Source organism: Neobacillus mesonae, assembly GCF_023715155.1.
Taxonomy (GTDB): Bacteria; Bacillota; Bacilli; order Bacillales; family Cytobacillaceae; genus Neobacillus; species Neobacillus mesonae_A.
This window is the reverse complement of the sequence record NZ_JAMBNQ010000004.1, coordinates 54,757-76,452: the sequence shown is the minus strand read 5'-3', so window position 1 is coordinate 76,452 and position 21,696 is coordinate 54,757. Positions and strand designations below refer to the sequence as shown.

General features: G+C 38.8%; 20 protein-coding genes. 12 read left to right on the top strand and 8 right to left on the bottom strand.

The genetic code is table 11. The annotated features are described in order from the left end of the window. Positions 1 to 57 precede the first annotated feature (57 nt). The 3 genes from M3183_RS06120 to ftsZ form a co-directional block, all read right to left on the bottom strand. Positions 58 to 1,044, bottom strand: coding sequence for a proline dehydrogenase family protein (locus tag M3183_RS06120; RefSeq protein WP_251467607.1), 987 nt, complete (start codon positions 1,042 to 1,044; stop codon positions 58 to 60). Positions 1,045 to 1,203: 159 nt separating this feature from the next. Beyond that, positions 1,204 to 2,214 (bottom strand): phosphotransferase enzyme family protein, encoded by a 1,011-nt coding sequence (locus M3183_RS06115; RefSeq protein WP_251467605.1) that lies wholly within the window; start codon positions 2,212 to 2,214, stop codon positions 1,204 to 1,206. A gap of 83 nt (positions 2,215 to 2,297) precedes the next feature. Next, positions 2,298 to 3,647: a cell division protein FtsZ gene (gene ftsZ / locus M3183_RS06110; RefSeq protein ID WP_251467604.1), complete on the bottom strand. Its 1,350-nt coding sequence runs from the start codon at positions 3,645 to 3,647 to the stop codon at positions 2,298 to 2,300. Positions 3,648 to 4,295: 648 nt separating this feature from the next. Here ftsZ and M3183_RS06105 point away from each other — a divergent pair. The 5 genes from M3183_RS06105 (at position 4,296) to M3183_RS06085 (ending at position 8,477) form a co-directional block, all read left to right on the top strand. Next, positions 4,296 to 5,189 carry a DMT family transporter gene (locus M3183_RS06105; protein ID WP_251467602.1) on the top strand — a complete coding sequence of 298 codons (894 nt, stop codon included), beginning with the start codon at positions 4,296 to 4,298 and terminating at the stop codon, positions 5,187 to 5,189. Positions 5,190 to 5,310: 121 nt separating this feature from the next. Then, entirely contained in the window at positions 5,311 to 6,291 is a 981-nt protein-coding gene (locus tag M3183_RS06100) for a 2-hydroxyacid dehydrogenase (RefSeq protein WP_251467600.1), read from the top strand. 101 nt (positions 6,292 to 6,392) lie between these two features. Next, entirely contained in the window at positions 6,393 to 6,803 is a 411-nt protein-coding gene (locus M3183_RS06095; RefSeq protein ID WP_251467598.1) for a hypothetical protein, read from the top strand. 252 nt (positions 6,804 to 7,055) lie between these two features. Continuing rightward, positions 7,056 to 8,183, top strand: coding sequence for a CAP domain-containing protein (locus M3183_RS06090; protein ID WP_251467597.1), 1,128 nt, complete (start codon positions 7,056 to 7,058; stop codon positions 8,181 to 8,183). A gap of 102 nt (positions 8,184 to 8,285) precedes the next feature. Next, on the top strand, positions 8,286 to 8,477 hold the full coding sequence (locus tag M3183_RS06085) for an alpha/beta-type small acid-soluble spore protein (protein ID WP_251467596.1): 192 nt from the start codon (positions 8,286 to 8,288) through the stop codon (positions 8,475 to 8,477). A gap of 202 nt (positions 8,478 to 8,679) precedes the next feature. Here the strand turns inward: M3183_RS06085 and M3183_RS06080 are convergent, their stop codons facing one another. From M3183_RS06080 to M3183_RS06070, 3 genes are all read right to left on the bottom strand, one after another. Continuing rightward, a complete protein-coding gene (locus M3183_RS06080) occupies positions 8,680 to 10,653 on the bottom strand; it encodes a TRAP transporter permease (RefSeq protein ID WP_251467595.1) in 1,974 nt (657 codons plus the stop codon). Then, the gene (locus tag M3183_RS06075) at positions 10,640 to 11,164 is read right to left on the bottom strand and encodes a DUF1850 domain-containing protein (RefSeq protein WP_251467594.1); all 525 of its coding nucleotides are present in this window, start codon (positions 11,162 to 11,164) and stop codon (positions 10,640 to 10,642) included. The genes M3183_RS06080 and M3183_RS06075 overlap by 14 nt, the downstream gene beginning before the upstream one ends. 140 nt (positions 11,165 to 11,304) lie before the next feature. Continuing rightward, entirely contained in the window at positions 11,305 to 12,306 is a 1,002-nt protein-coding gene (locus M3183_RS06070; RefSeq protein WP_251467593.1) for a TAXI family TRAP transporter solute-binding subunit, read from the bottom strand. A gap of 418 nt (positions 12,307 to 12,724) precedes the next feature. Between M3183_RS06070 and M3183_RS06065 the strand changes: the two genes are divergently transcribed. The 5 genes from M3183_RS06065 (at position 12,725) to M3183_RS06045 (ending at position 17,811) form a co-directional block, all read left to right on the top strand. Beyond that, positions 12,725 to 13,651, top strand: coding sequence for a ubiquinol oxidase subunit II (locus tag M3183_RS06065; protein WP_251467592.1), 927 nt, complete (start codon positions 12,725 to 12,727; stop codon positions 13,649 to 13,651). A gap of 17 nt (positions 13,652 to 13,668) precedes the next feature. After that, positions 13,669 to 15,654 (top strand): cbb3-type cytochrome c oxidase subunit I, encoded by a 1,986-nt coding sequence (locus M3183_RS06060; protein ID WP_251467591.1) that lies wholly within the window; start codon positions 13,669 to 13,671, stop codon positions 15,652 to 15,654. A 13-nt stretch (positions 15,655 to 15,667) separates the two neighbouring features. Beyond that, the gene (locus M3183_RS06055) at positions 15,668 to 16,273 is read left to right on the top strand and encodes a cytochrome (ubi)quinol oxidase subunit III (RefSeq protein ID WP_251467590.1); all 606 of its coding nucleotides are present in this window, start codon (positions 15,668 to 15,670) and stop codon (positions 16,271 to 16,273) included. Between the two features lies 1 nt (position 16,274). Next, positions 16,275 to 16,580: a cytochrome o ubiquinol oxidase subunit IV gene (locus tag M3183_RS06050; protein WP_251467589.1), complete on the top strand. Its 306-nt coding sequence runs from the start codon at positions 16,275 to 16,277 to the stop codon at positions 16,578 to 16,580. Between the two features lie 349 nt (positions 16,581 to 16,929). Further along, positions 16,930 to 17,811, top strand: coding sequence for a COX15/CtaA family protein (locus M3183_RS06045; RefSeq protein WP_251467588.1), 882 nt, complete (start codon positions 16,930 to 16,932; stop codon positions 17,809 to 17,811). 65 nt (positions 17,812 to 17,876) lie between these two features. Here the strand turns inward: M3183_RS06045 and M3183_RS06040 are convergent, their stop codons facing one another. Both M3183_RS06040 and M3183_RS06035 read right to left on the bottom strand, forming a co-directional pair. Then, positions 17,877 to 18,503: a hypothetical protein gene (locus M3183_RS06040; protein ID WP_251467586.1), complete on the bottom strand. Its 627-nt coding sequence runs from the start codon at positions 18,501 to 18,503 to the stop codon at positions 17,877 to 17,879. A gap of 46 nt (positions 18,504 to 18,549) precedes the next feature. After that, positions 18,550 to 19,035, bottom strand: a complete 486-nt coding sequence (locus M3183_RS06035) for a nitroreductase family protein (protein WP_251467584.1) — start codon at positions 19,033 to 19,035, stop codon at positions 18,550 to 18,552. A 416-nt stretch (positions 19,036 to 19,451) separates the two neighbouring features. On the opposite strand from M3183_RS06035, the gene M3183_RS06030 reads away from it, so the two are divergent. Together M3183_RS06030 and M3183_RS06025 are read left to right on the top strand one after the other, a co-directional pair. Next, positions 19,452 to 21,062 (top strand): acetolactate synthase large subunit, encoded by a 1,611-nt coding sequence (locus tag M3183_RS06030; protein ID WP_251467582.1) that lies wholly within the window; start codon positions 19,452 to 19,454, stop codon positions 21,060 to 21,062. A gap of 259 nt (positions 21,063 to 21,321) precedes the next feature. Continuing rightward, positions 21,322 to 21,483 (top strand): hypothetical protein, encoded by a 162-nt coding sequence (locus tag M3183_RS06025; protein ID WP_251467580.1) that lies wholly within the window; start codon positions 21,322 to 21,324, stop codon positions 21,481 to 21,483. Positions 21,484 to 21,696: the final 213 nt, after the last annotated feature.

Here is a 21,696-nt window from a genome sequence, read left to right as displayed (position 1 = left end):
TTCTGGAAAAAAAAAGCCGCCTTATATCATTCATAAGACGGCTTCAAATTAATAGAATTATTTTCTTTTTTGCTGCTTGCGTGACTTGGTTAATCTGCCTAAGATAAAGGCACCAGCGGCAACACCAATAACAGTGTTCGTTTTCTTAGTAAAGACTTGTTTTACAGCAAGGTTTAAGTTTTGCGGTCTTTCAGCTAAACGGCGCATATAATAGCCGTACCAGTCTTCCCCAAATGGTACATAGGTAGTGAAATTATATCCTTCTTTAGCGAGTTTCAGCTGGAGGTCTTTGCGGAACCCGTACAGCATTTGGAATTCAAATTTATCATTTGGAATTTCATGTTTTTTAACAAATTCTTTTACATGGTTGATAATGTGATGGTCATGTGTGGCTATAGATGTATATTTTCCGTTTAGTAAATGCCATTCAATCAGCTTAATGTAGTTCGCATCAATATCTTTTTTATCCTGGTAGGCTATTTCTTCAGGCTCTTTATAAGCACCCTTTACAAGACGCAGACGAAAATTCTTGTATTTTTCCAACTTTTCCATCGCATTATGGAAATAAGCCTGGATGACTGTACCAAAGTTATCGTATTCATTAGAAATTTCATCTAAAAGGTTAAAAGATGGCTGAAGATGTTTATGATCTTCCATATCCATATTGACAAACATATTGTATTGACAGGCTCTCTCAACAATTTCCCTTACATTCTTTAAGCAGAACTGATAATCAATATCCAACCCTAATTGTGTTGGTTTAATTGAAATGTGTGCATCTGCTTTGTTTTTGTGAAGGGCATCAATTACCTTTAGAATTTGTTCCTTTGCAGAAAGCGCTTCCTCTTCTTTGAAAACAAATTCCCCAAGGTTATCAACTGTACAGGATATACCGTGAGAATTTAGCTCTTTAATGCTTTTAATTGCTTCTTCAATATTTGTCCCTGCCACAACACTTTGTGCTCCTAATTTTAATCCATATTTTTTAGCGGCAGCGTTTAGGAACTGATTCTGAGATAAGCCAATAAATAAGTCTTTTAACATTTTATTTGCTCCTTCAAGATGGATTAATAACGATACTAATATTATAGCATGCGCTTTCAAAAAAGGTAATCTTAGAAATTATCTAAAAATAATACATTTAATTAAATTAGCAGTTAATGATATTGATTTTGTCCTATAATTTCAGAATCAAATGATTCTTTATTGAAGACAAAAAGTATTTGTTAAATAACTTTTTGCTAATGAATCTGTCTGCTGGGTAAATCTGGCTCCTAGTTCCCTGGTCGTTTCATTATCACGGCTCCCAATCCAGGCAATTAACTGAAGCCTTCGCATCAAAATAAAAGTAGGAATTTCAAGCTCCTCTTCAGCAGACAGGGTCCGAATCTTACGATAGCCTTTAAGCCAAGAAGTAATGAGAGATGGAACGATTGATTTATGTTCAATAAAGCTTAATGATGCAGCAAGATCATATAAATACCAGCCAAACCCGCAATCATCAAAGTCAATCACTTGAATTTGGCGGTCTGCCACAATAAGGTTAGCAGAGCGCAAATCGGAGTGAATAAGGCCGTATTTAGTGGGCGAATTTCCGTAATACTCCAATCTCTTTTTGATCTTTTGAGATACCTGTTCAAAAAGTTCTAATCTTTCTGGAGTAATGTCTAATCCTTCCTGCCATCTCCCCCATTTTGGGTTCATGCCAAGAATGGAATCATAATTCCACTGAAACCGTTTGAACTGTTGAAATTTATCGCGATTATGGATGCTATGCATGTGTAATTGGGCCGTCAATTCTCCAAGCATTTCAAATTGGATAACAAGTTCATGATTCCCATTCTCACCTGGAGGGTGCCCTTTCAGATAGGTAAATAAGGTGCAATAATAAGGGATATTCTCATAAGTTATTTCTTGAACAAATTCTCCACTTTTCCCCCAAATCGGCATAGATACCTTAATCAACGTATTTTGATGAATGGACTGTATCCATGCAAGTTCACTTTCAATTTCTTGCTTTGTATGATAATATGGACGGCTGATACGTAATATATATTGTTCACTTGATTTTTTAGTTACTAAAAATGTAGCATTTTCTGAGTAATTAAGCAGCTGTATAGTTGACTGTGTTAAAAAAGGATAACAGGCAGCCGCTTGATGTGCAATCAATTGTAATTTTACAAATAATTGATCCAGTGAGAGTTTCTCATTCATGTTTAACCCCATCCCATGTACGTTTACTTAAGGCAAAAAAACGCTTGGCTCTGAGCTGCCCAAGCGTTTTTTTGGTTCATTTACTACCGGTTTTTCCGACGATTACGTAAAAATGCAGGAATATCTAGTAATCTGCCTTCCTCATGCCCGCGGCCGTTTTGGTCGTGTTCAGGTTCCTGCGGATGATCCCAGTTGGATTGTTCTTGATGACCATTTCTTTGCTCATAATTATAAGGCTGCTGTTCAAATTGTTGTTGATCATATGGCTGCTGATCATAATAACGCCCGGGACCCTGGTCTTGGTTAGGTCTGGTAAAGCTTCCATGATTGGACGATTCAACTTGCGGTCTTGGCCCGTTATTAAATACGGAGCGTTCTTCCCGTGCTCTGTTAGATCTTATCGTCCCTGCATGTGAACTTTTATTTGATAAATAATCATTGGATGAGACGCCTGATGCAGTTTTCGCACTTTGACTATGCTTTTCAGTGAAGCCGGTTGCTATGACTGTAATCATGATTTCATCTTTTAGATTTTCGTTTATGATTGAACCAAAAATCATGTTTAAGTCTTTATCAGCTGCAGAAGCGACGATGTCAGCAGCCTCCTGCACCTCGAATAAACTTAAATTACTGCCTCCGGTAATGTTCATTAATACACCCTGGGCCCCATCAATAGAAGTTTCAAGAAGCGGGCTGGAAATGGCCTTTTTCGCCGCTTCCACAGCTCGTCCTTCCCCTTTTGCTGCCCCGATTCCCATCAAAGCTGTACCCTGATTGGACATAATGGTTTTCACATCAGCAAAATCGAGATTGATTAATCCAGGAACAGCGATTAAGTCGGAAATCCCTTGAACACCTTGACGAAGCACATTATCGGCTTCACGGAATGCCTCAATCATTGGCGTCTTTTTATCTACAATCTGTAACAATCGATCATTTGGAACAATAATCAGAGTATCTACCGATTGTCTCATGGCATCGATCCCTGCCACCGCATTCATTTTCCGCTTATGGCCTTCAAATCCGAATGGACGGGTTACAACTCCAATCGTCAATGCTCCAAGTTCGCGTGAAATTTGCGCAATCGCTGGTGCTGCTCCGGTACCTGTTCCACCGCCCATGCCGGCAGTAACAAACACCATGTCAGCCCCCTGCAAAGCTTCATGCAGCTGCGTTTTGCTTTCCTCCACCGCTTTTCTGCCAATTTCAGGATTGGCCCCTGCCCCCAATCCTCTTGTAAGAGAAGAGCCAATTTGCATTTTAACCTCTGCTTTTGATAGTTTAAGAGCCTGTGCATCGGTATTAACAGCAATAAATTCAACACCTTGAACTCCATCTTCTATCATTCGATTAACAGCATTGTTTCCGCCGCCGCCAACACCAATTACTTTTATCCTTGCTACCTGGTCTATATCCATATCAAATTCCCACATTAATCTTCTTCCCCACTCTCATTAAAGTACATTTTCATTATTCAAAAAACTATAAAGTGAACTTTAATCAGCAAGGGTATCTTCCCCCCACGCTGAATGCAGTCCCGTTTTACCGACTCTAATACCGCTGATGTCACACCGATAAAGGGTCAGTACAAACCCGATTGGATCAGGCTGACCTCCGCATACGCACCGGTAAGTTTTGCCGTAACCGCCAATCAAGAGTTTGGCTGTTGTTCCCCGCTTACACTTTCTGCCTATGCCGAGTTTTGAAGCGGGGAATCTTACTGCCTGTTAAAGCGGGATAAATGGTTCTTATGTCCTTTGAATAAACAAACTATTAACTAGAATTATACACAAATTATACAAAAATAGGGTTACTTTCTAACATTTAATCTAAAATTAATTTGTCTAAAACAGAATTGTTACATTAGCTGTCTCTTTTTGCCTATAAATCACTCCCATCAGCTTTATGATGAACATTCTTTTCTAGTTTATAAATAGTAAAACCATTCTTCTATTCTTGATATGTTAATTTCATCCCTCCAGAAACAACTTCCTGAAAGTCTTGTATAATTTAAAAATTAAAATATACTTATATTTATTATTTCGACAATCGCAAATTTTTATATGGAGATGACATATCTTATGAAAAAGGGCATTATGTTACTAATTCTCGCCACAATTCTTTGGGGCGGGAATTATATTTGCGGCCGTATTTTAGGTCCAGCACTGCCGGCAACACTGCTAAATACTATTCGTTGGGCTATTTCTACCATTATTCTTTGGGGATTAATGTCGTTGAAAAAGAAGCGTTTTCCTATTATTTCTAGATGGAAGGAACTTTTCCTGCTTGGATTTTTTGGAATTTTTGCTTTTTCTACCTTGAATTATTTGAGTTTACGTTCACTTAGTGCTTCTTATGCAGGGATGATTTCAGCGGGAATCCCCATCGCTATATTACTGTTCACCCCAATTATTCTTAAGGAACATATTTCCGCTAAATCATGGGCTGGTGCTGTTGTCTCTATCGCTGGCGTTATTTTGCTGGTTCTTGGAAAACATACTGCGGTTTCTGGCAGTTCATTAATTGGAATAATCGAGATTCTTCTATCTTGTTTAGCATGGGGAATTTATACTGTTTTAGGAAAACGGTATGGATCAAAGATGGATCCTTTGACAATGACGGCTGGAGCTTCCTTTTATGGGACCATCCTTAGTGCCTTAAGCTGCATCGGAACGGTTGACACCAGTATGATTCACCTTGATGCTTCAGCATGGCTCGCCATTTTGTATGTTAGTACACTAGCTTCTGTAGTTGCTTTCTTTGCTTGGGGAGCTGGTGTGGAAATCGTCGGCCCCGCCTTAGCAGCCCCATTTATCAACCTGCTTCCCGTCTCAACCGTTGTCTTAGGCGTTTTGTTTTTAAATGAGAGTTTGTCAGGTATTACCATGGCTGGCGGTTTGATTACGATTATTGGAGCGGTGCTGGCAACCTATCAGCGGCCAGGGAAAAAATCATTGAGACACCGTACAGAATAATTTCAAAGTGCCAATTCGTCTGGCACTGTATTAATTATTTCGAGCGGTTGACTCATTCGGAATTTTAAGTATGCTTTAAGAGAATACATGAATTTATCTAAATTCGAAGAGGGGTTTTCCGATGAAAAGAAAAATAATCGCTTATAATTTTGTTTTTCCAGAGGTACTTGAACCATTAAAGGATGAATATGAAATTGACCTTTTTGATAAAATTGATCCCAAAACAGAACCTGCCTTCATAGATGCACTAAAGGACGCGGAAGGCATAATCGGTCTTTCACTTCCTGTTAACACCGAATTATTAGATTGTGCACCAAAATTAAAAATTATTTCTAATAATTCAACCGGCTATAATAATCTTGCTCTTGATGAAATGACAAAAAGGGGCGTTATGGGAACAAATACTCCCGGTGTTCTGGAAGGGACTACCGCAGATGCGATTTTCGGCATTCTTCTGGCGGCAGCAAGACGCATCCCTGAGATGGATCAGTTTGTTAAAACGGGAAAATGGAAGCATTATTTAACGACGGAACAGTTTGCTGTAGATGTTCATCATAAGACATTAGGGATTATCGGTATGGGGAAAATTGGTTCAGAGATTGCAAAACGAGGTGCCCTTGGCTTTGATATGAACATTTTGTATCATAACCGCAGCCGAAATCCTGAAGCGGAAGAAAAATATAATGCCGAGTATCGTGAAATGGATTCCTTATTAACAGAGTCCGATTTTGTTGTTTTAATGACCCCCTTAACCCCTGAAACCGAAAATTTAATGGGTGCTCATGAATTTAAATTAATGAAACCTTCTGCTATTTTCGTTAATGGCTCCCGTGGAAAGACGGTTAATGAAAAAGCACTCATAGATGCTTTAAGAAATAAGGAGATTTATGGTGCGGCTTTAGATGTTTATCAAGTCGAACCTGTCATGCAGGATCATCCCCTCCTTCAATTTAAAAATGTTGTCACTACGCCGCATTTAGGCTCCGCTACATTTGAAACCGAGCAAAAAATGGCAAAGCTTGCTATAGAAAATCTAAAGGCCGGTCTTAAGGGCATACGTCCTAGGAATTTGGTGAATCCAGAAGTATTGGATGTAATGTAATTATTTGGAGTCAGCTTAAACAACACCTTTGAAAGTAAATATGTTATAATGAGAAGTCGCTAAAAACACTTTGACAGGAATATTTAAAGGGGTGTTGTTGCTTGAAAAGGCAAATCGAAAAAATTTATATATTAGAAAATCCAGAAAGAAATATTACTAAATTCGCTACTGATTATGAACTTCGCTACGATGACATTATTAAAGATGTGTTTGGTGTAGCCTGCTTAAATGATTTGAACATGATGATTCAGTTTAATAAAAGTTTTCAAGAAAGTATTTGCTTAAAAAATGGCATTACGGAGAAGAATTTGTCGCTGAAACGGGTAGTAAGGGTTGCGTCAAGAGAAGAATTGCTTCAGTTAAAAGACGAAATGATTCAAAACCTGCAACAAAATCAGGGCTTAGAATCTTCCATTCCATGCCCATTTGATTCCGTTATTCAATTACAGGATGGAATTTACAAGTGGGATGCAGAAAACTGCACCTATATCCCAGTAAATCAAATTGCTTAATCTTGAATGGTAAAACCCTCTTCACATTACAATTGAGGGTTTTATTTTTATTTTTGGCTGGTTAAACTATGTTGTTGATTTTCGCTCCATTTGGAATTCTTCGTCCCTTCCGCTCTAATCAACAGAGTGATAAGTAACTTATTTTTCCCATTTGCAAATTTTACATATACCTTAACTTTTTTCAAAATATGCCCATTGCTTATATAATAAAAATGAAATGGTTACAATTCTAGTAGAAATGGAGGTGTTCTAATGGGGCGGTTTCTCGGGATAATGGCCATAGTTGGGTTATTATACTTTTCATGGCCGGTTATTACAGAAAAAATGGATAGTATTGATTCCTTTCAGGAGCTGCAGTCTGAAATTGATTCAATAAAAAATAATCCAGAAACAGCAAAAAAATTTAATGAATTATACGATCAAGTCCAAGAAGTCTTGTTAATGTTTGACAATCAATTGGAAAAACTGCCGCAGCCAAAAGAAAAAGAAGAGCCAATTAAAAAAGTTGAATTAAAGGCCCCTGCTGATCAAGTTTATTCCATTCATAATATTGAACTCGGTGATTCCAAGGCTGAGATTGAACAGAAGTTAGGACCAGCCGTCCGCTCCTCCTTAAACGAGTATGGGACAGATTGGAATGCCTACCATGACAACTACCATAACTTTTTCATGGTCATGTATGATCAAGATAATAAAGCTTGCGGGTTATATACAAATCAGGATTTAATTTCGTCCAAAAACGGAATCAAGCTCGGAGTTTCAAAAGATACCGTCAGAGCCAAACTTGGAGAACCTTTAAAAGAAATTCGCAAAGGATTTATCCTATATCAACTAGACCAAAGCGGTGAGTACGATGTGTTTTTACAAGATCATGCCTATGTCACTATTTTTTACGATAAGCATGAAAATAATACGGTTACAGCTATCCAGTTAATTACAAAGGATATGGAGCAAAATAAAGCTGATTTTTACACGAAAGCAAGCCCTCAATTGAAGGAAGGATTTGAATACCAGCTATTTGATTTAACGAATGCAGCCCGTGTTGAACACAAGCTTCCATTTTTAACATGGGATGAACATGTCAAAGAAACAGCACGAAAACACAGTACAGATATGGCGGTCAATCATTACTTTGATCATACCAATTTGAAGGGACAGTCTCCTTTTGATCGGATGAAAGAAGATCATATTATCTTTTATTTAGCTGGAGAAAATCTTGCATATGGTCAGCTCAGCAGTATTTTTGCCCATGAAGGGTTAATGAACTCACTCGGACACCGGGAAAATATTTTGCGTAAAGGGTATAAATATTTAGGTGTCGGTGTTGCTTTTAATGACAAAGCTCAGCCATACTACACTGAGAACTTTTACGCGAAGTAAATGGAAAATTGTAACTTTACCTGATACGAATTAGGATTTTCAAATCGGTTACATTATATACGAGCAATTTTTTGCTCAAATTTCGTTCGGGAGTGATGTATCATGGCTGCAAGAAACAAACTTTTAGTTCCTGGTGCAGGCAATGCTCTGGATCAAATGAAGGAAGAAATAGCGAACGAGTTTGGAGTTGAGCTTGGTGCTGATACGACCGCACGTGCAAATGGTTCCGTTGGCGGCGAAATGACGAAACGTTTAGTTGCCATGGGCGAGCAGGCAATGAAAAACCAACAATAACAAAAAGGGTCAGCTTCCTATAAAAAATGGAGCTGACCCTTTTTTTAAAGTATCAGAATTTATATGTTTCCGACTTTGAGAATTGTCCAGCTCCAGCGCCTAGCCCCTCGAGGTCATAAGCCAATCCGTCCAAATGGTTAAAAAGCGACCTTTCAGCCGGCTCGTCTTATGCTTGTCAGTCGCTTGCGCTTTTCTTAAAAAATTATGCCTCAACATTATCTTGTTTGTGAATATTCGGCGTCTTGCTGCCCTTATATAAGAACTGCAGTCCAAGCAATACAACAAACATGACCAAGCCTATGATGTCACTGATTTTCTCAGGATAAATTAACGATAATCCAGTCCCTATTGCTAGAATTCGCTCCAACCAGAACATTTTTCGATACCAGAAGCCCATGACTCCCGCACCAATAATCAGCATACCGATAAAAGCTGTGAATACCACCCATAGTAAATAATACCAGGTTGTATTTATCATCAGGAGTTCAGGCGACAGGACGAACATATATGGAATAATAAACGCCGCTATCGCCAGCTTCGAAGAGTTTACACCCGTTCTAAACGGCTCCCCGCCGGAAATCGCCGAGGCGGCAAATGCTGCTAATGCTACAGGCGGTGTTATGTCGGCAATGATTCCGAAATAGAAAACGAATAGATGTGCTGATAAATCAGGCACTCCGAGCAATATAATGGCAGGAGCTGCAATTGTAGACGTTATCACATAGTTTGCTGTTGTCGGCGACCCCATACCTAAAATCAAGGAAGTAATCATGGTTAAAATTAATGTCGGCAGTAAATATCCGTGAGCTAAATCAATTAATCCATTAGCCATTTTTAATCCTAATCCTGTTTTGGTTACAACCCCAACAATAATCCCCGCTGCAGCAGTAGCAGCAGCAACACCTAATGCGGAGCGTGCCCCGTCAACCAGCGCTTCAATGATGCCAACAAAGCCAATCCTTGTTTCTTTTTTTATCGCACTCACGACAACCGTAATCGCAATCGACCATAAAGCGGCCATTACGACACTTGTTCCTGTCATCATCAATACAACGATAGCAACAATCGGTACCAGCAAATAAATCTTTTTTAATACTTCTTTCCGGTTTGGCATTTCTTCCTTCGTTAACCCGCGAAGGCCGATTCGTTTTGCTTCAAAATGAGTCATGATCCAGATTCCGGCAAAATAAAGCACTGCAGGAATCGCGGCCGCTTTGGCAATATCCCAATAGGTGATACCGCCGCCGATGAATTCTGCCATTAAGAAAGCCGCTGCCCCCATGATCGGCGGCATTAATTGCCCCCCTGTAGATGCAGCCGCTTCTACTGCTCCGGCAAATTCCTTTTTATATCCCAGCTTTTTCATCATCGGGATTGTGAACGAACCAGATGTGACAACGTTTGCCACTGAGCTTCCGCTAATCGTCCCTTGCAGGGCGCTTGAGAAAACGGCAACCTTTGCAGGCCCGCCTATGCTTCTGCCGGCAACAGCAACGGCAAGATCATTAAAATACTGTCCAACACCTGTTTTCACTAAAAATGAGCCGAATAATAAGAAAAGGAAAATAAAGGTAGAGGAAACCGCCAGCGGCGTTCCTAAAATCCCTTCTGTTGTGAAAAACATCGTTTGCACCAGGCGTTCTAAGTCAAGTCCGCGATGAGCAATGAACCCAGGCATGTATGGGCCGTAAATGGCGTAAGCAAGAAAAACGATGGCAATAATCGTAATCGGCAGACCGACTGCACGTCTTGTTGCTTCTAGGACTAAAATAATGGCTGCTAAACCCACATAAAAATCAAGTCCCGCCAATATTCCGGGCCTTGAAACTAAGGTATCAATCATTAATGGCCAGTAGGAGCCCACCACTACCGAAATGAGGGCAAGAATGATATCATACCACGCGACCTTATGACTTTTTCCGCGATTTTTCTTACGGGCAGGAAACAACAAAAAGATAAGTGCAAGAGCAAATCCCAAGTGGATGGAGCGCTGCAGCTGCGCTGTTAACACTCCGAATATTCCGGTATATAAATGGAATAACGAAAAGGCTAATAAAATAGCAAATACGATCCAGTGAAAGACTCCAGTTAACTTCCTTGTTCCGGATTCTGGATCATATTTTTCCAAAAGCTCCTGTTGTTTTTCTTCTGATAAAGTTCCATCAAAATGACTCAAGGATGTTCACTCCTTTCATTTGTTGAACCAAACTCAGCTTCCGTACTTCAACTTTCACGGATGCTCCTGGTTTGAAAATTTGAGCTAAAGTATATTCTTTTTTATGATAAATCAGACGATGATTGGCCCGAACCTGTCCTATTCGAATGTAAAAAGATGAAAAAATTCGTTTCATATTTTTGATATAGTACATGCCATTTTTTTGAACAAATCTTTCTCCATTTTCTGCATCGGACGGCATACCAATTGCGAAATTTTTATACATCAGCTCATATTGCTGAATTTTTCCGTCAGGTAAAATTTTATAACTTTCCACTACATCGGTCAGATGAATGGAATGCGTATATTTAATTTTAAAATAGGCTTCATCTTTCAAGGGAATATAGGCTGGCCTTAAAGCAGGATCTCTAGGCTGAATGACAAGAGCCTGCCGAAGAGGAATGAATAAACAAATAATGACCAATATTAAAAAACTTGTGATGGTTAAGATTAGAAACGTACCTTTTTTCATTTTACCTCCAGGCTTTTAAAGACGGGTTCTGATTATAAAAAGAAAAACTTTATTTAGAAAAGCGATGCTGCTCCATTTAAATAATTAAGAAAAGGAAACCGGCTTTTTGTCAGCCGGTTATCCCTGTAATACAATGGTTTTTATTGAGCTTTTACCCCTTTTTCATCAAAGTATTTTTGTGCTCCAGGGTGTACCTCGATACCTACACCATTTAATGCATTTTCCACTTTGATTAACTTACCTTTCGCATGTGTTACTTGATCAAGGTTTTCAAAAATGGCTTTTGTAATGTCATAAACGGTTTGTTCAGATAAGTCACTGCGTGCAACTAACATCGCTTGTACCGCTACAGTAGGAACTGCATTTGCCATTCCATATGTACCGGAAGGAATTTCTTCTTTAACGTAGTAAGGGTACTTCTTAATGATTGCATCGATTTTGTCTTGGTCAATCGGCACGATGACAACCTTTTCAGTTGCAGAAAGCCCTTCCACTGCACCTGTTGGCGTACCAGCTGTTACAAAAGCAGCATCAATTGTTCCGTCTTGGATTCCTTGCGTGGATTCATCAAACGATAAATCTTGTTTCTTGATGTCATTGAGTGTTAAACCATAGACTTCAAGAATTTGTTCGGCATTTGCCGCTGTACCTGAACCCGGGGCCCCGATAGATACCTTTTTCCCTTTTAAATCGGCAACAGATTTAATACCTGATTTTTCTGTTGTAACAATTTGGATCGTTTCTGGGTAGAGGGTTGCAATCGCTTTTACATTTTCTACTTTATTATCCTTAAACATTAACTTACCTTCCGTGGCATAAGAAGCGATATCTGTTTGTGTAAATGCAAGTTCTCCGTCGCCATTTTTCAAGGTAGTCATATTTTCAGCAGATGCTCCGCTTGTTTCAGCATTTGTATCAATTCCTGTTGCATCCTTAATCATTTTCGCAAAAGATCCGCCAAGAGGATAATATGTTCCCCCTGTTCCCCCTGTAAGAATACTCATGAATTTTGGTTTTTCATCGCTTTTTCCAGGATCTTTTCCATCTTTTTCGCTGCCAGTTTCTTTACTGCTGCATGCTGCTAGAATCATAGAAAATACTAAAAGAAATACCATTGACAATAGAAACCTTCTTTTTCTCATCATAATCCCCCTTTATAAAATGTCCGGTACAATTTCTATTGTATTGATATGACAAAATATTGTCAATAATTACAAAACTTGAATACTATTAGGAAATTCCTATAGATTTTGGATATATAGGTATAACTTACTATATGGAAAAATAGGAAGTTTTAAACTTCAGTCACTTTTAAGTGCAGAAAATATTTAAAAATAGGAATCTGTGATAAAAAATATATCGCAAGTGTGATGTAAATCACTGCTTTTTTAAAATAGTAAAATATTAGGTTGACAAATTTGTATTTTTTGTGACAAGTGCTGATTTTACGCTAAAATCATTATTAATTTGGAATCGTTTTTGGTATATTTGAATAGCACTTTTTACTATCACGATAGTAGAAATTCAATTCCATTATATTTTGTGAAAGGGGACCTTACATTGCGTAAATGGATCCAAACTGCTAAATTGTCTTTCTTAGCTTTATTGGGCATGGCGCTTTTATCTGGGTGCGATAAGAGTAATTTTATTGTTCTTAACCCAAAAGGGCCTGTGGGCCAGCAAGAACTCGACCTTATTATTATTTCGGTCATTTTATGTGCTATTATTATCCTCCCTGTTTTAGGCATTTTCGTTTATATTGTCATACGGTATCGGGACAAGCCCGGCAATAAAGCCCCTTACCAGCCTGAATGGGCCGATAGTAAAATCCTTGAAGTTATTTGGTGGGGAATACCTATTATAATTGTCGCTATACTTGGTGTATACACTGCCAAAACAACTATTAATCTGACAAAACCACCAGTTAAAGATGTAAAACCCATTGTTGTACAAGTTACATCATTGGATTGGAAATGGATGTTTACATACCCTGACAAAAAAATTGCAACCGTCAATTATGCAGAAATTCCTGCGGGAGTTCCGGTTCAGTTCATCTTGACTTCAGACGCGCCAATGAATTCATTCTGGGTTCCGCAGTTGGGCGGCCAGGAATACACGATGCCAGGTATGGCCATGGGTCTTTGGCTGCAAGCAGACAAAATCGGTGAATACTTCGGTTCCGGTGCTAACTTTACCGGTAAAGGGTTCGCACATATGCAATTTAGAGTAAAATCTGTCACACAGGACGATTTTAATCAATGGGCTGCTGGGATTAAGAAAAACTCCCCTGCCTTAACAGATAAAGGATATAAACAATTATCTAAGCCTGGTCTTGAAAAAGAATTAAGCTTTTCTTCTTATCCTAAAGGCCTGTATGAAGATATCGTTAATAAAAATGGCGGTACTTACTATGACCATATGAGCCATATGGGGGATATGGGCAGTCAGTCATCCATGTCTAGTATGAAAATGGAAGATAAAAAATAATCAGGAGGAAATAATCAATGCAAAACTCGCATTTTTTCGTCACTGGCGATCCGATGATTTATGGTGCAGATGTTTCCATTGCTTTAGTGAGTGTTGCAATCATCTTTTACCTGACCTATTTTAAGAAATGGGGCTGGCTTTGGAGAGAATGGATTACAACCGTTGATCATAAAAAAATTGGGATTATGTATCTGATTTCTGCATTGCTAATGCTTTTCCGCGGCGGAGTTGACGCCATTTTAATGCGGATTCAGCTGGCGGTTCCAAATAGTCATTTTTTAGCATCAGAACACTATAATGAAATTTTTACTACACACGGTACCATCATGATTCTTTTTATGGCGATGCCGTTTATGTTCGCTTTATTTAATATTGTAGTTCCTTTGCAAATCGGGGCAAGAGATGTTGCCTATCCATTTTTAAATTCTGTAAGTTTTTGGCTGTTTTTCCTTGGAGCTATGCTCTTTAATATTTCTTTTGTTGTCGGCGGTTCGCCGAATGCCGGATGGCTGTCATATCCGCCGTTATCAGAAAATGATTTCAGTCCAGGTCCAGGGCAAAACTTCTGGATTTGGGGGATTCAGATTTCTGGTATCGGAAGTTTAATGACAGGGATCAACTTTGTCGTAACGATTTTAAAAATGCGTACACCTACAATGCGTTTAAGAGATATGCCCTTATTTTCATGGTCTGTATTATCTTCTTCTATCGCTATTTTAGGCGTATTCCCTATTTTGACAGTCACATTGGTGATGTTAACAATTGATAGACTGCTAGGCGGACACTTCTTCACCATGACTGCCGGCGGTAACCCAATGATGTGGGTCAACTTGATTTGGATGTGGGGGCACCCAGAAGTATATATCGTGGTCCTTCCTGCTTTCGGTGTATACTCTGAGGTTGTAGCAACCTTCTCAAGGAAACGGATTTTTGGTTATTCATCGATGGTCTTTTCAATGATTGCCATTAGCGTTGTCTCTTACTATACTTGGGTTCACCACTTCTTTACTATGGGTGCTGGTGCAAACGTTAATATCGTTTTTGCGATCTGTACGATGATTATCGCCATTCCAACTGGTGTAAAAGTATTTAACTGGCTGTTTACAATGTACCGCGGTCGGATTCGAATTACCCAGCCGATGCTGTGGGTTATGGCATTTGTTCCATGTTTCCTAGTCGGCGGTGCCACAGGAGTTATGCTTGCTGCAGCTCCTGCAGACTATCAATATCATAATAGTTATTTCCTAATCGCCCACTTCCACCAAGTATTGATTGGCGGGGTTGTGTTTGGCTATATTGCCGGAATGTACTATTGGTTCCCGAAAATTTTTGGATTCAAATTAAATGAACGATTAGGAAAATGGGGATTTTGGTTATGGCAAATTGGTTTCTATGTATGTTTCATGCCTCAATACGCTTTAGGCTTCATGGGGATGACTCGTCGTATCTATACGTACAACGATTCCATGGGCTGGGATATGGGCTGGGCTCCGCTCAACTATATTTCAACGATTGGTGCCTTCTTAATGGGAATCGGCTTCATCTTCCAGGTATGGCAGATTCTTTACAGTATCAAACATGGTGAACGTGATGTGACTGGTGATATTTGGGATGGCCGGACACTAGAATGGTCAATCCCATCTCCTGCACCTGCTTATAATTTTGCTATTTTACCAGTAGTAAAAGGACGCGATGCATGGTGGTATCAAAAAGAGGAAATGCAAAAAGGAAATGTTCATAAAGAAGCCGTAAAATATGAACCAATTCATATGCCAAACAATACTGGTATTCCATTTATCATGTCAGTATTCTGGTTTATAGCCGGGTTTGGTTTTACATTTGAATGGATGTGGATGGGAATTGCCGGATTAATTGGTGTGGCTCTTACATTGTTTGCCCGTTCTTTCCAATACAATACAGATCATTATATTCCAGTAGAAGAAATTGAAAAAACGGAAAAAGCACGAAAGAATTATGGTTCGGTTCATCGGACTGCAAATTAGGAGGGTTATAGACATGCAACAAAGTATTTCTGCTCACGTCTCTGACCATACTCAAGGCCATGAAGACCAGGAAGGAATTAAATTATTAGGCTTTTGGATTTTCCTTGTCACCGACTGTTTATTATTTGCTACATTTTTCGCGGCTTATGCGGTGCTTCACACCCATACAAACGGCGGCTTTACAGCAAGTGAGTTCAATGTTCCGAACTTCATTATTGAAACTTTCATTTTGTTAATCAGTTCATTTACAAGCGGAATTGCTGTTTTAAATATGCATAAAGGAAATAAAAAAGGGTTAACACAATGGCTGATTGTTACAGCTGTTTTAGGAGCAGTATTCGTCGGGCTGGAAGTAAAGGAATTTATGGATATGGCAGCTGAGGGAGCAACACTTTCTCAAAGCGCATTCCTGACTTCTTTCTTCTCACTTGTCGGTGCGCACGGACTCCACGTGTCCTTTGGGATCTTTTGGATGATTGGCATTCTTGTTCAGCTTTCAAGGAGAGGAATTACGCCAGTGACCAAAAGAAAAATATCAATGGTCAGCCTTTATTGGCACTTTTTAGATGCGGTTTGGATTTTCATCTTCTCGGTTGTGTATTTGATGGGGGTGATGTAGCATGTCAAATCATGAACATACAGCAAACATGAAGGCCTATACAACAGGGTTTGCGCTTTCCATCATTTTGACCATTATTCCTATTATTCTCGTGCTTAATCACCTGTTAAGTAAAACGGCACTGGTGGTCAGCATTTTACTTGCAGCCGTTTTGCAATTTGTCGTACAGTTGTTCTTCTTCATGCATATTCGTGATGGTGAAGGACCGAGATATAATGTTATGGCATTAATTTTAGGTATCATTTTCGTTGTAACGATCGTTGCCGGGGCCATTTGGATAATGTCATTTAATTCACAGGTACAATAAGTTTAACAGCACCGAATTGTTCTTCTGCTCTATAAGTCCAATTTTTGACTTTTAGAGCAGAAGGTTTTTTGACCTCGAACTGCTTAAGGAAATTGTTTTTCGCAAGGTTCTCAAGGAAGATTAATCGAGGATGAAAACTCGCTGGGCGCTGCAGATGCAGCTGGACAATATTTTAAATCTAAAATTTTTTACTTACTTTAACTTTGAAAATTGAAAGCGGCCGGTTGGCTTACTTATTGTTATTAACCGGCCGCCTATTAATACAGGGTTCCATTTTTTAAGAGTTTTAAAGAACTTATTCATTCTTGTAAATCTATTTACCCGAAATTTTGAAGAGGGTGTTTCTACTATGCGTTATTTTTGGCTTTCAATATCAGCGGCAGCTGCCATTTTTCTTGTAAATATCATCGGTTTTATTGATACCATGACAGGTTCCGCCATGGGATGCGGCAGCGGCTATCCCCTTTGCAATGGCAAACTCATTCCTGATTTTACTGATTACCACTCCATTATTGAATACACTCATCGAATCATAGTGGGACTTTCAAGTATTTTATTATTTACAGTCTCCGCCCTTTCATGGATTCGCTATAAATCACGTACAATTAAATGGCTGGTTCTTTTTGCTGTTCTAGGGATTCTGGGTGAATCAACATTAGGTGCATTAACCGTTATTATTTCACTTTCCCCTATGCTTTTGGCCCTTCATCTGGGGATAGCACTTATTTCTTTTTCAAGTTTAATGAATATTGCCTATGTGATTTATCAAGAAGAAAGGAAAATCCAAATTACGGAAAAATTACCTTCTTCTTTTATGAGTTTTTCATGGTTTGTCATGGTCTTTTTATACATTGCCATTTACTTTGGTGGATTTGTATCAAAAACAGGTGCCGGCTCTTCATTTCGCGGATATCCTTTTCCAACGGAAACGTTTGCTGAAGCCGGAAATGCTTTATGGATTGACTTAGGCCACCGATTATTTGCTTTAGGACTGATTATTCTATTTATTATTCTTTTTCGAATGGCTCTAAAATATCGCGTTGTTCGATCTGACATTTATCGTCTGAGCGTTATTTGTTTAGTGCTTATTGTACTACAGGCACTGAGCGGCGCCCTCTTGATTTATACTAATTTAAGTTTGGGGTCTATACTGGTGCATGTATCAATTGTTTCATTGCTTGTGAGTATGCTAAGTATTATTTGTATTCAAAGCAGGATTGTACGAATTTAGATATGGTATTTCTACGTGACCACAGGCCTTTAATTTAGTCTTTGGTCACGCATCCTCTCCACCTTCTACATTTCAACCGCTTTTTCTTTTTCAAAAAAAGGAATCCCCTTTTGATTTAAAAATGATGTAATTTTTTCAAGCTGTTCATGCTGTTGAACTATGACAAATTGAGGCTGAGTAAACCTTGACCTTATTTTAAATGTTAATTTATAGGCATTGTTAATCTTGTCATCCAGTCCATATAGAGAATGCCAGCGAACAATTTTTTCAATCTCGTAATCTTTTATTTGATAAAAATGATAGAATTTTCCGTTTAAAATCAAACCATCTTCCAAAATAAATAAATTTCCACGATGTTTCACTGAATTAAATATCCAGAAAAAAACATATGCAAGGGTGAAATAAGACGAGTCCAGCCAATCTGTTGCTAGGACCATCCATAATAAAGCTATAAGGACGATGCAAACCGCAATGGTGCCCCACTTCACATATTGATAGGATTTTGTTTTTTTTGAGAGTGGAATCATTTCTTTCCATTCATAAGGAACAATAATTCCACCATAATCACTTTTTTCGTTTGGAAAAAGAGCATCTTTGGAAATTTCCGCTGCTTTTTTCAAGTTAAAGAAATTCTTTAGTAGATAATTGATTCCTAATAGGAAAATGATTAGAAAAATAATATCAATGATCAATAGTCCCTCCTTTTATAAAAATCAAGGCGGTAGCAAACCGCCAGTTTTATGGAAGATATTTAATTTTCTGTTCAATAGCTGTACGAGGCTTTTCCTCTGGAACTACTTCTGGATATCCAATTCCAAAAACACCGAGCAAATCATAGTTTTCAGGTACTTCTAACAGTTCTCGGTTCTTACCGTTAATGCCAATAGAAGACCAAAAGGTGCCTGCCCCCTCTGACCATGCTGCCAAATTAAAATTTTGAATAAAACAGGCAGTTGCAGCAGCATTTTCTTCTGTTTCAACCTGAGTAGCCCCATGTCTTGATAACACAGCCATTAGGACCGGTGCATTTCCAAAGTCTGTTTTATGATTTAGCTTTTTCCTGGTTTCTGGTCCAATAAAGGTAATTTCCCATGGTTCTGTCATACGATGATTAGGAGCCATGGATGCTGCCTCCAACCATTTTTGAATTATATTTTGATCAACCAAATCGGTTTTAAACTTTTTAATATTTCGTCTTGATTTAATTAAATCTATCATATTCATGCTTTCTTCCTCCTTACTATATATTCCATTGTATTATCTTATGATAAGAAAGCCAAATAGAGTGATTAAAAAAACGGTATAATTCTGGCTAGTACGCTTTATTTACGGGACTTCTTTTGTTAGTTACAGTCATGTAGAGTCTTTGCCCAAGCACCCATTCTTATTTTGAATATGGTAACGTAGAGTCCTCCTACGTGCCCGAACACTCCTTCCAATTTAGATAACGGTAACGTAGAGTCATTCTACATGCCCGAACCCCTTTTTTCCTTTTTCGATTTTGGTATTTAAGGAAATGGAGGAGCATTAAATTTTCCGTATTCGGCCAATAATTTAAAACGCAAGAATGCCTCTTCATCAAAAAGTCAAAACTAATTGTAAAACGTAACCATCTTAAAGTAGGTATGAAAGGAGACCATATGAAAGTTACGGATGTAATTGTGCAATGTTTAGAAAACGAAGGGGCCGAGTATGTTTTTGGAATCATCGGTACAGAAACACTTGATCTCGCAGAATCATTATCTAAATCAACCAAAATACAATATGTAAATGTAAGGCATGAGCAGGGTGCGGCGTTTATGGCAGATGTTTACGGGAGAATAGCTAAAAAAGCAGGTGTTTGTTTATCGACGCTTGGGCCTGGCGCATCTAATCTGCTGACAGGTATCGCAAGTGCGCAGTTAGATCACTCGCCTATTGTCGCCTTAATCGGGCAAGCCGGTCTGGAACGGCAGCATAAGGAATCACATCAATATATTGATATAGTCCAATTATTAAAACCGGTAACCAAATGGTGCTCTCAAATCCATGTATCACAAACAGCACCAACCATGATTCGAAAGGCCTTTCGAACCGCAAAAATGGACAAGCCAGGTGCTGCTGCTGTCACTTTGCCGGAAAATTTGGCTTCCCAAATGATCCCGAATCAGCCGCTGCCTGTGACACCACTACCTGAAATTGTGCCAACAACGCATTCAATTATTACAGCACAATCCTTAATTGAAAAACACGTTAAACCATTCATTATTATTGGTAACGGGGTCATTCGTGAAGCGGCGGTCCAGGAACTTCAAACATTCGTTGAAACCCTTAAATCCCCCGCTATTCATAGTTTCATGGCAAAAGGAGTGCTGCCAAAGGAACATCCCAATAACTACTACACTTTTGGATTTAAAGAGAATGACCTGGTGCTTCCCAGTCTTGAGGAAGCAGATTTACTCATTGTGATTGGCTATGATTTTGTTGAAAAACTGCCAAAGGATTGGAATCAGAAAAAGCTGCCGGTTTTACATATTGATTCACTGCCAGCTGAAATTAATGAATATTATCCAGTTGAAGCAGAATTAGTCGGGAATTTGAAAATAACACTTCAAATGCTGAATAATACGGTGCTCCCTGCCAAACCATGGGAACCAATGGGGAAGCTTAAGGAAAAAATACAAAAGGCTTACCAGATTAAGCCAATATCCAATAAATCATTAACGGTGGAAACTATGCTTCACTGCATCGAACAACACACATCAGAAAATACGATTGTAATTTCTGATGTTGGAGCACATAAAGTGTCTATTGCCAAGACGTATCAGCCGAAAAAACCAAACGGTCTAATTATTTCAAATGGCCTTGCCTCCATGGGAATTGCAGTCCCCGGTGCTGTTGGCGCGAAGTTAGCAGCACCAAATGACACCATTATTTGTGTTACTGGGGATGGCGGCGCTCTTATGAATTTTGCTGAAATCGAAACCGCTAAACGGCTTGGTTTATCGTTTATTATCATCCTATTAAATGATTCCATGTTACAACTTGAAGTACAGCAAATGAATCAAAAATTTGGCCAAAGCTATGGTGCTGATTTTAAAAACCCAGACTTTGTAAAATTAGCAGAAAGCTTTGGCATCAAGGGCAGAAGAGCTTCTACTCTTGCTGATTTTGATACGTTCTTCAAAGAAGCCTTAAACCAATCCAATGAAATTTTTCTAATCGATGCCGTCTTAGAGAGTGGAAGGTCCCCCCTGCTTCAACCTGAATAAGCCGGTAGAAAGGCTCATTCCAAAGATGCATCGTTGTATGATTGGAACGGATTGTAAACCTGAAAGATATTTCACTCCCTCCAGGTTTAAGTTGAGGTTTTTTGGAAAAATCAATACACCCTTAATATACCAAGTGGAAATGCTGAAATTATTTTTAGAACCGACAAGGTGCTGCAGATTGTTTCAACAGGCAAAAAATAATTGCGTAAGGATTTAATTGTCCGAACTTTTACTGAAAAGTCATCCAATGAGGACGCCCATGCCTGCAGGAACATTTGCTCCGGATTCGGCTGTTATGGGTTTTGATATTAACGAAAGTCCTCTCTCTGTCCCCATAGGTGATATATTTTGCGCTGAATTTGGCAGTGAGATCCCGGAAGCAATAGTTACCAAAATAGATTTTTTTACAGTTTTCCATTGAAACGGGGATAGGAACCATATGTGCAATAAATAAAACTAATTTTTCATCAACCGCTGCAGGGGGAACAGCGGTTTTAAACGTTCAAATAGTGATGTTTGGGAGAAAAAAAGAATTATAAATTGGACTTTGGTATATTTAAACCTCATGGAATTCATATTTGTGTTTACCGAACATCGATGTGATTTGGATATTACGGATTAAATAGGGAAACTT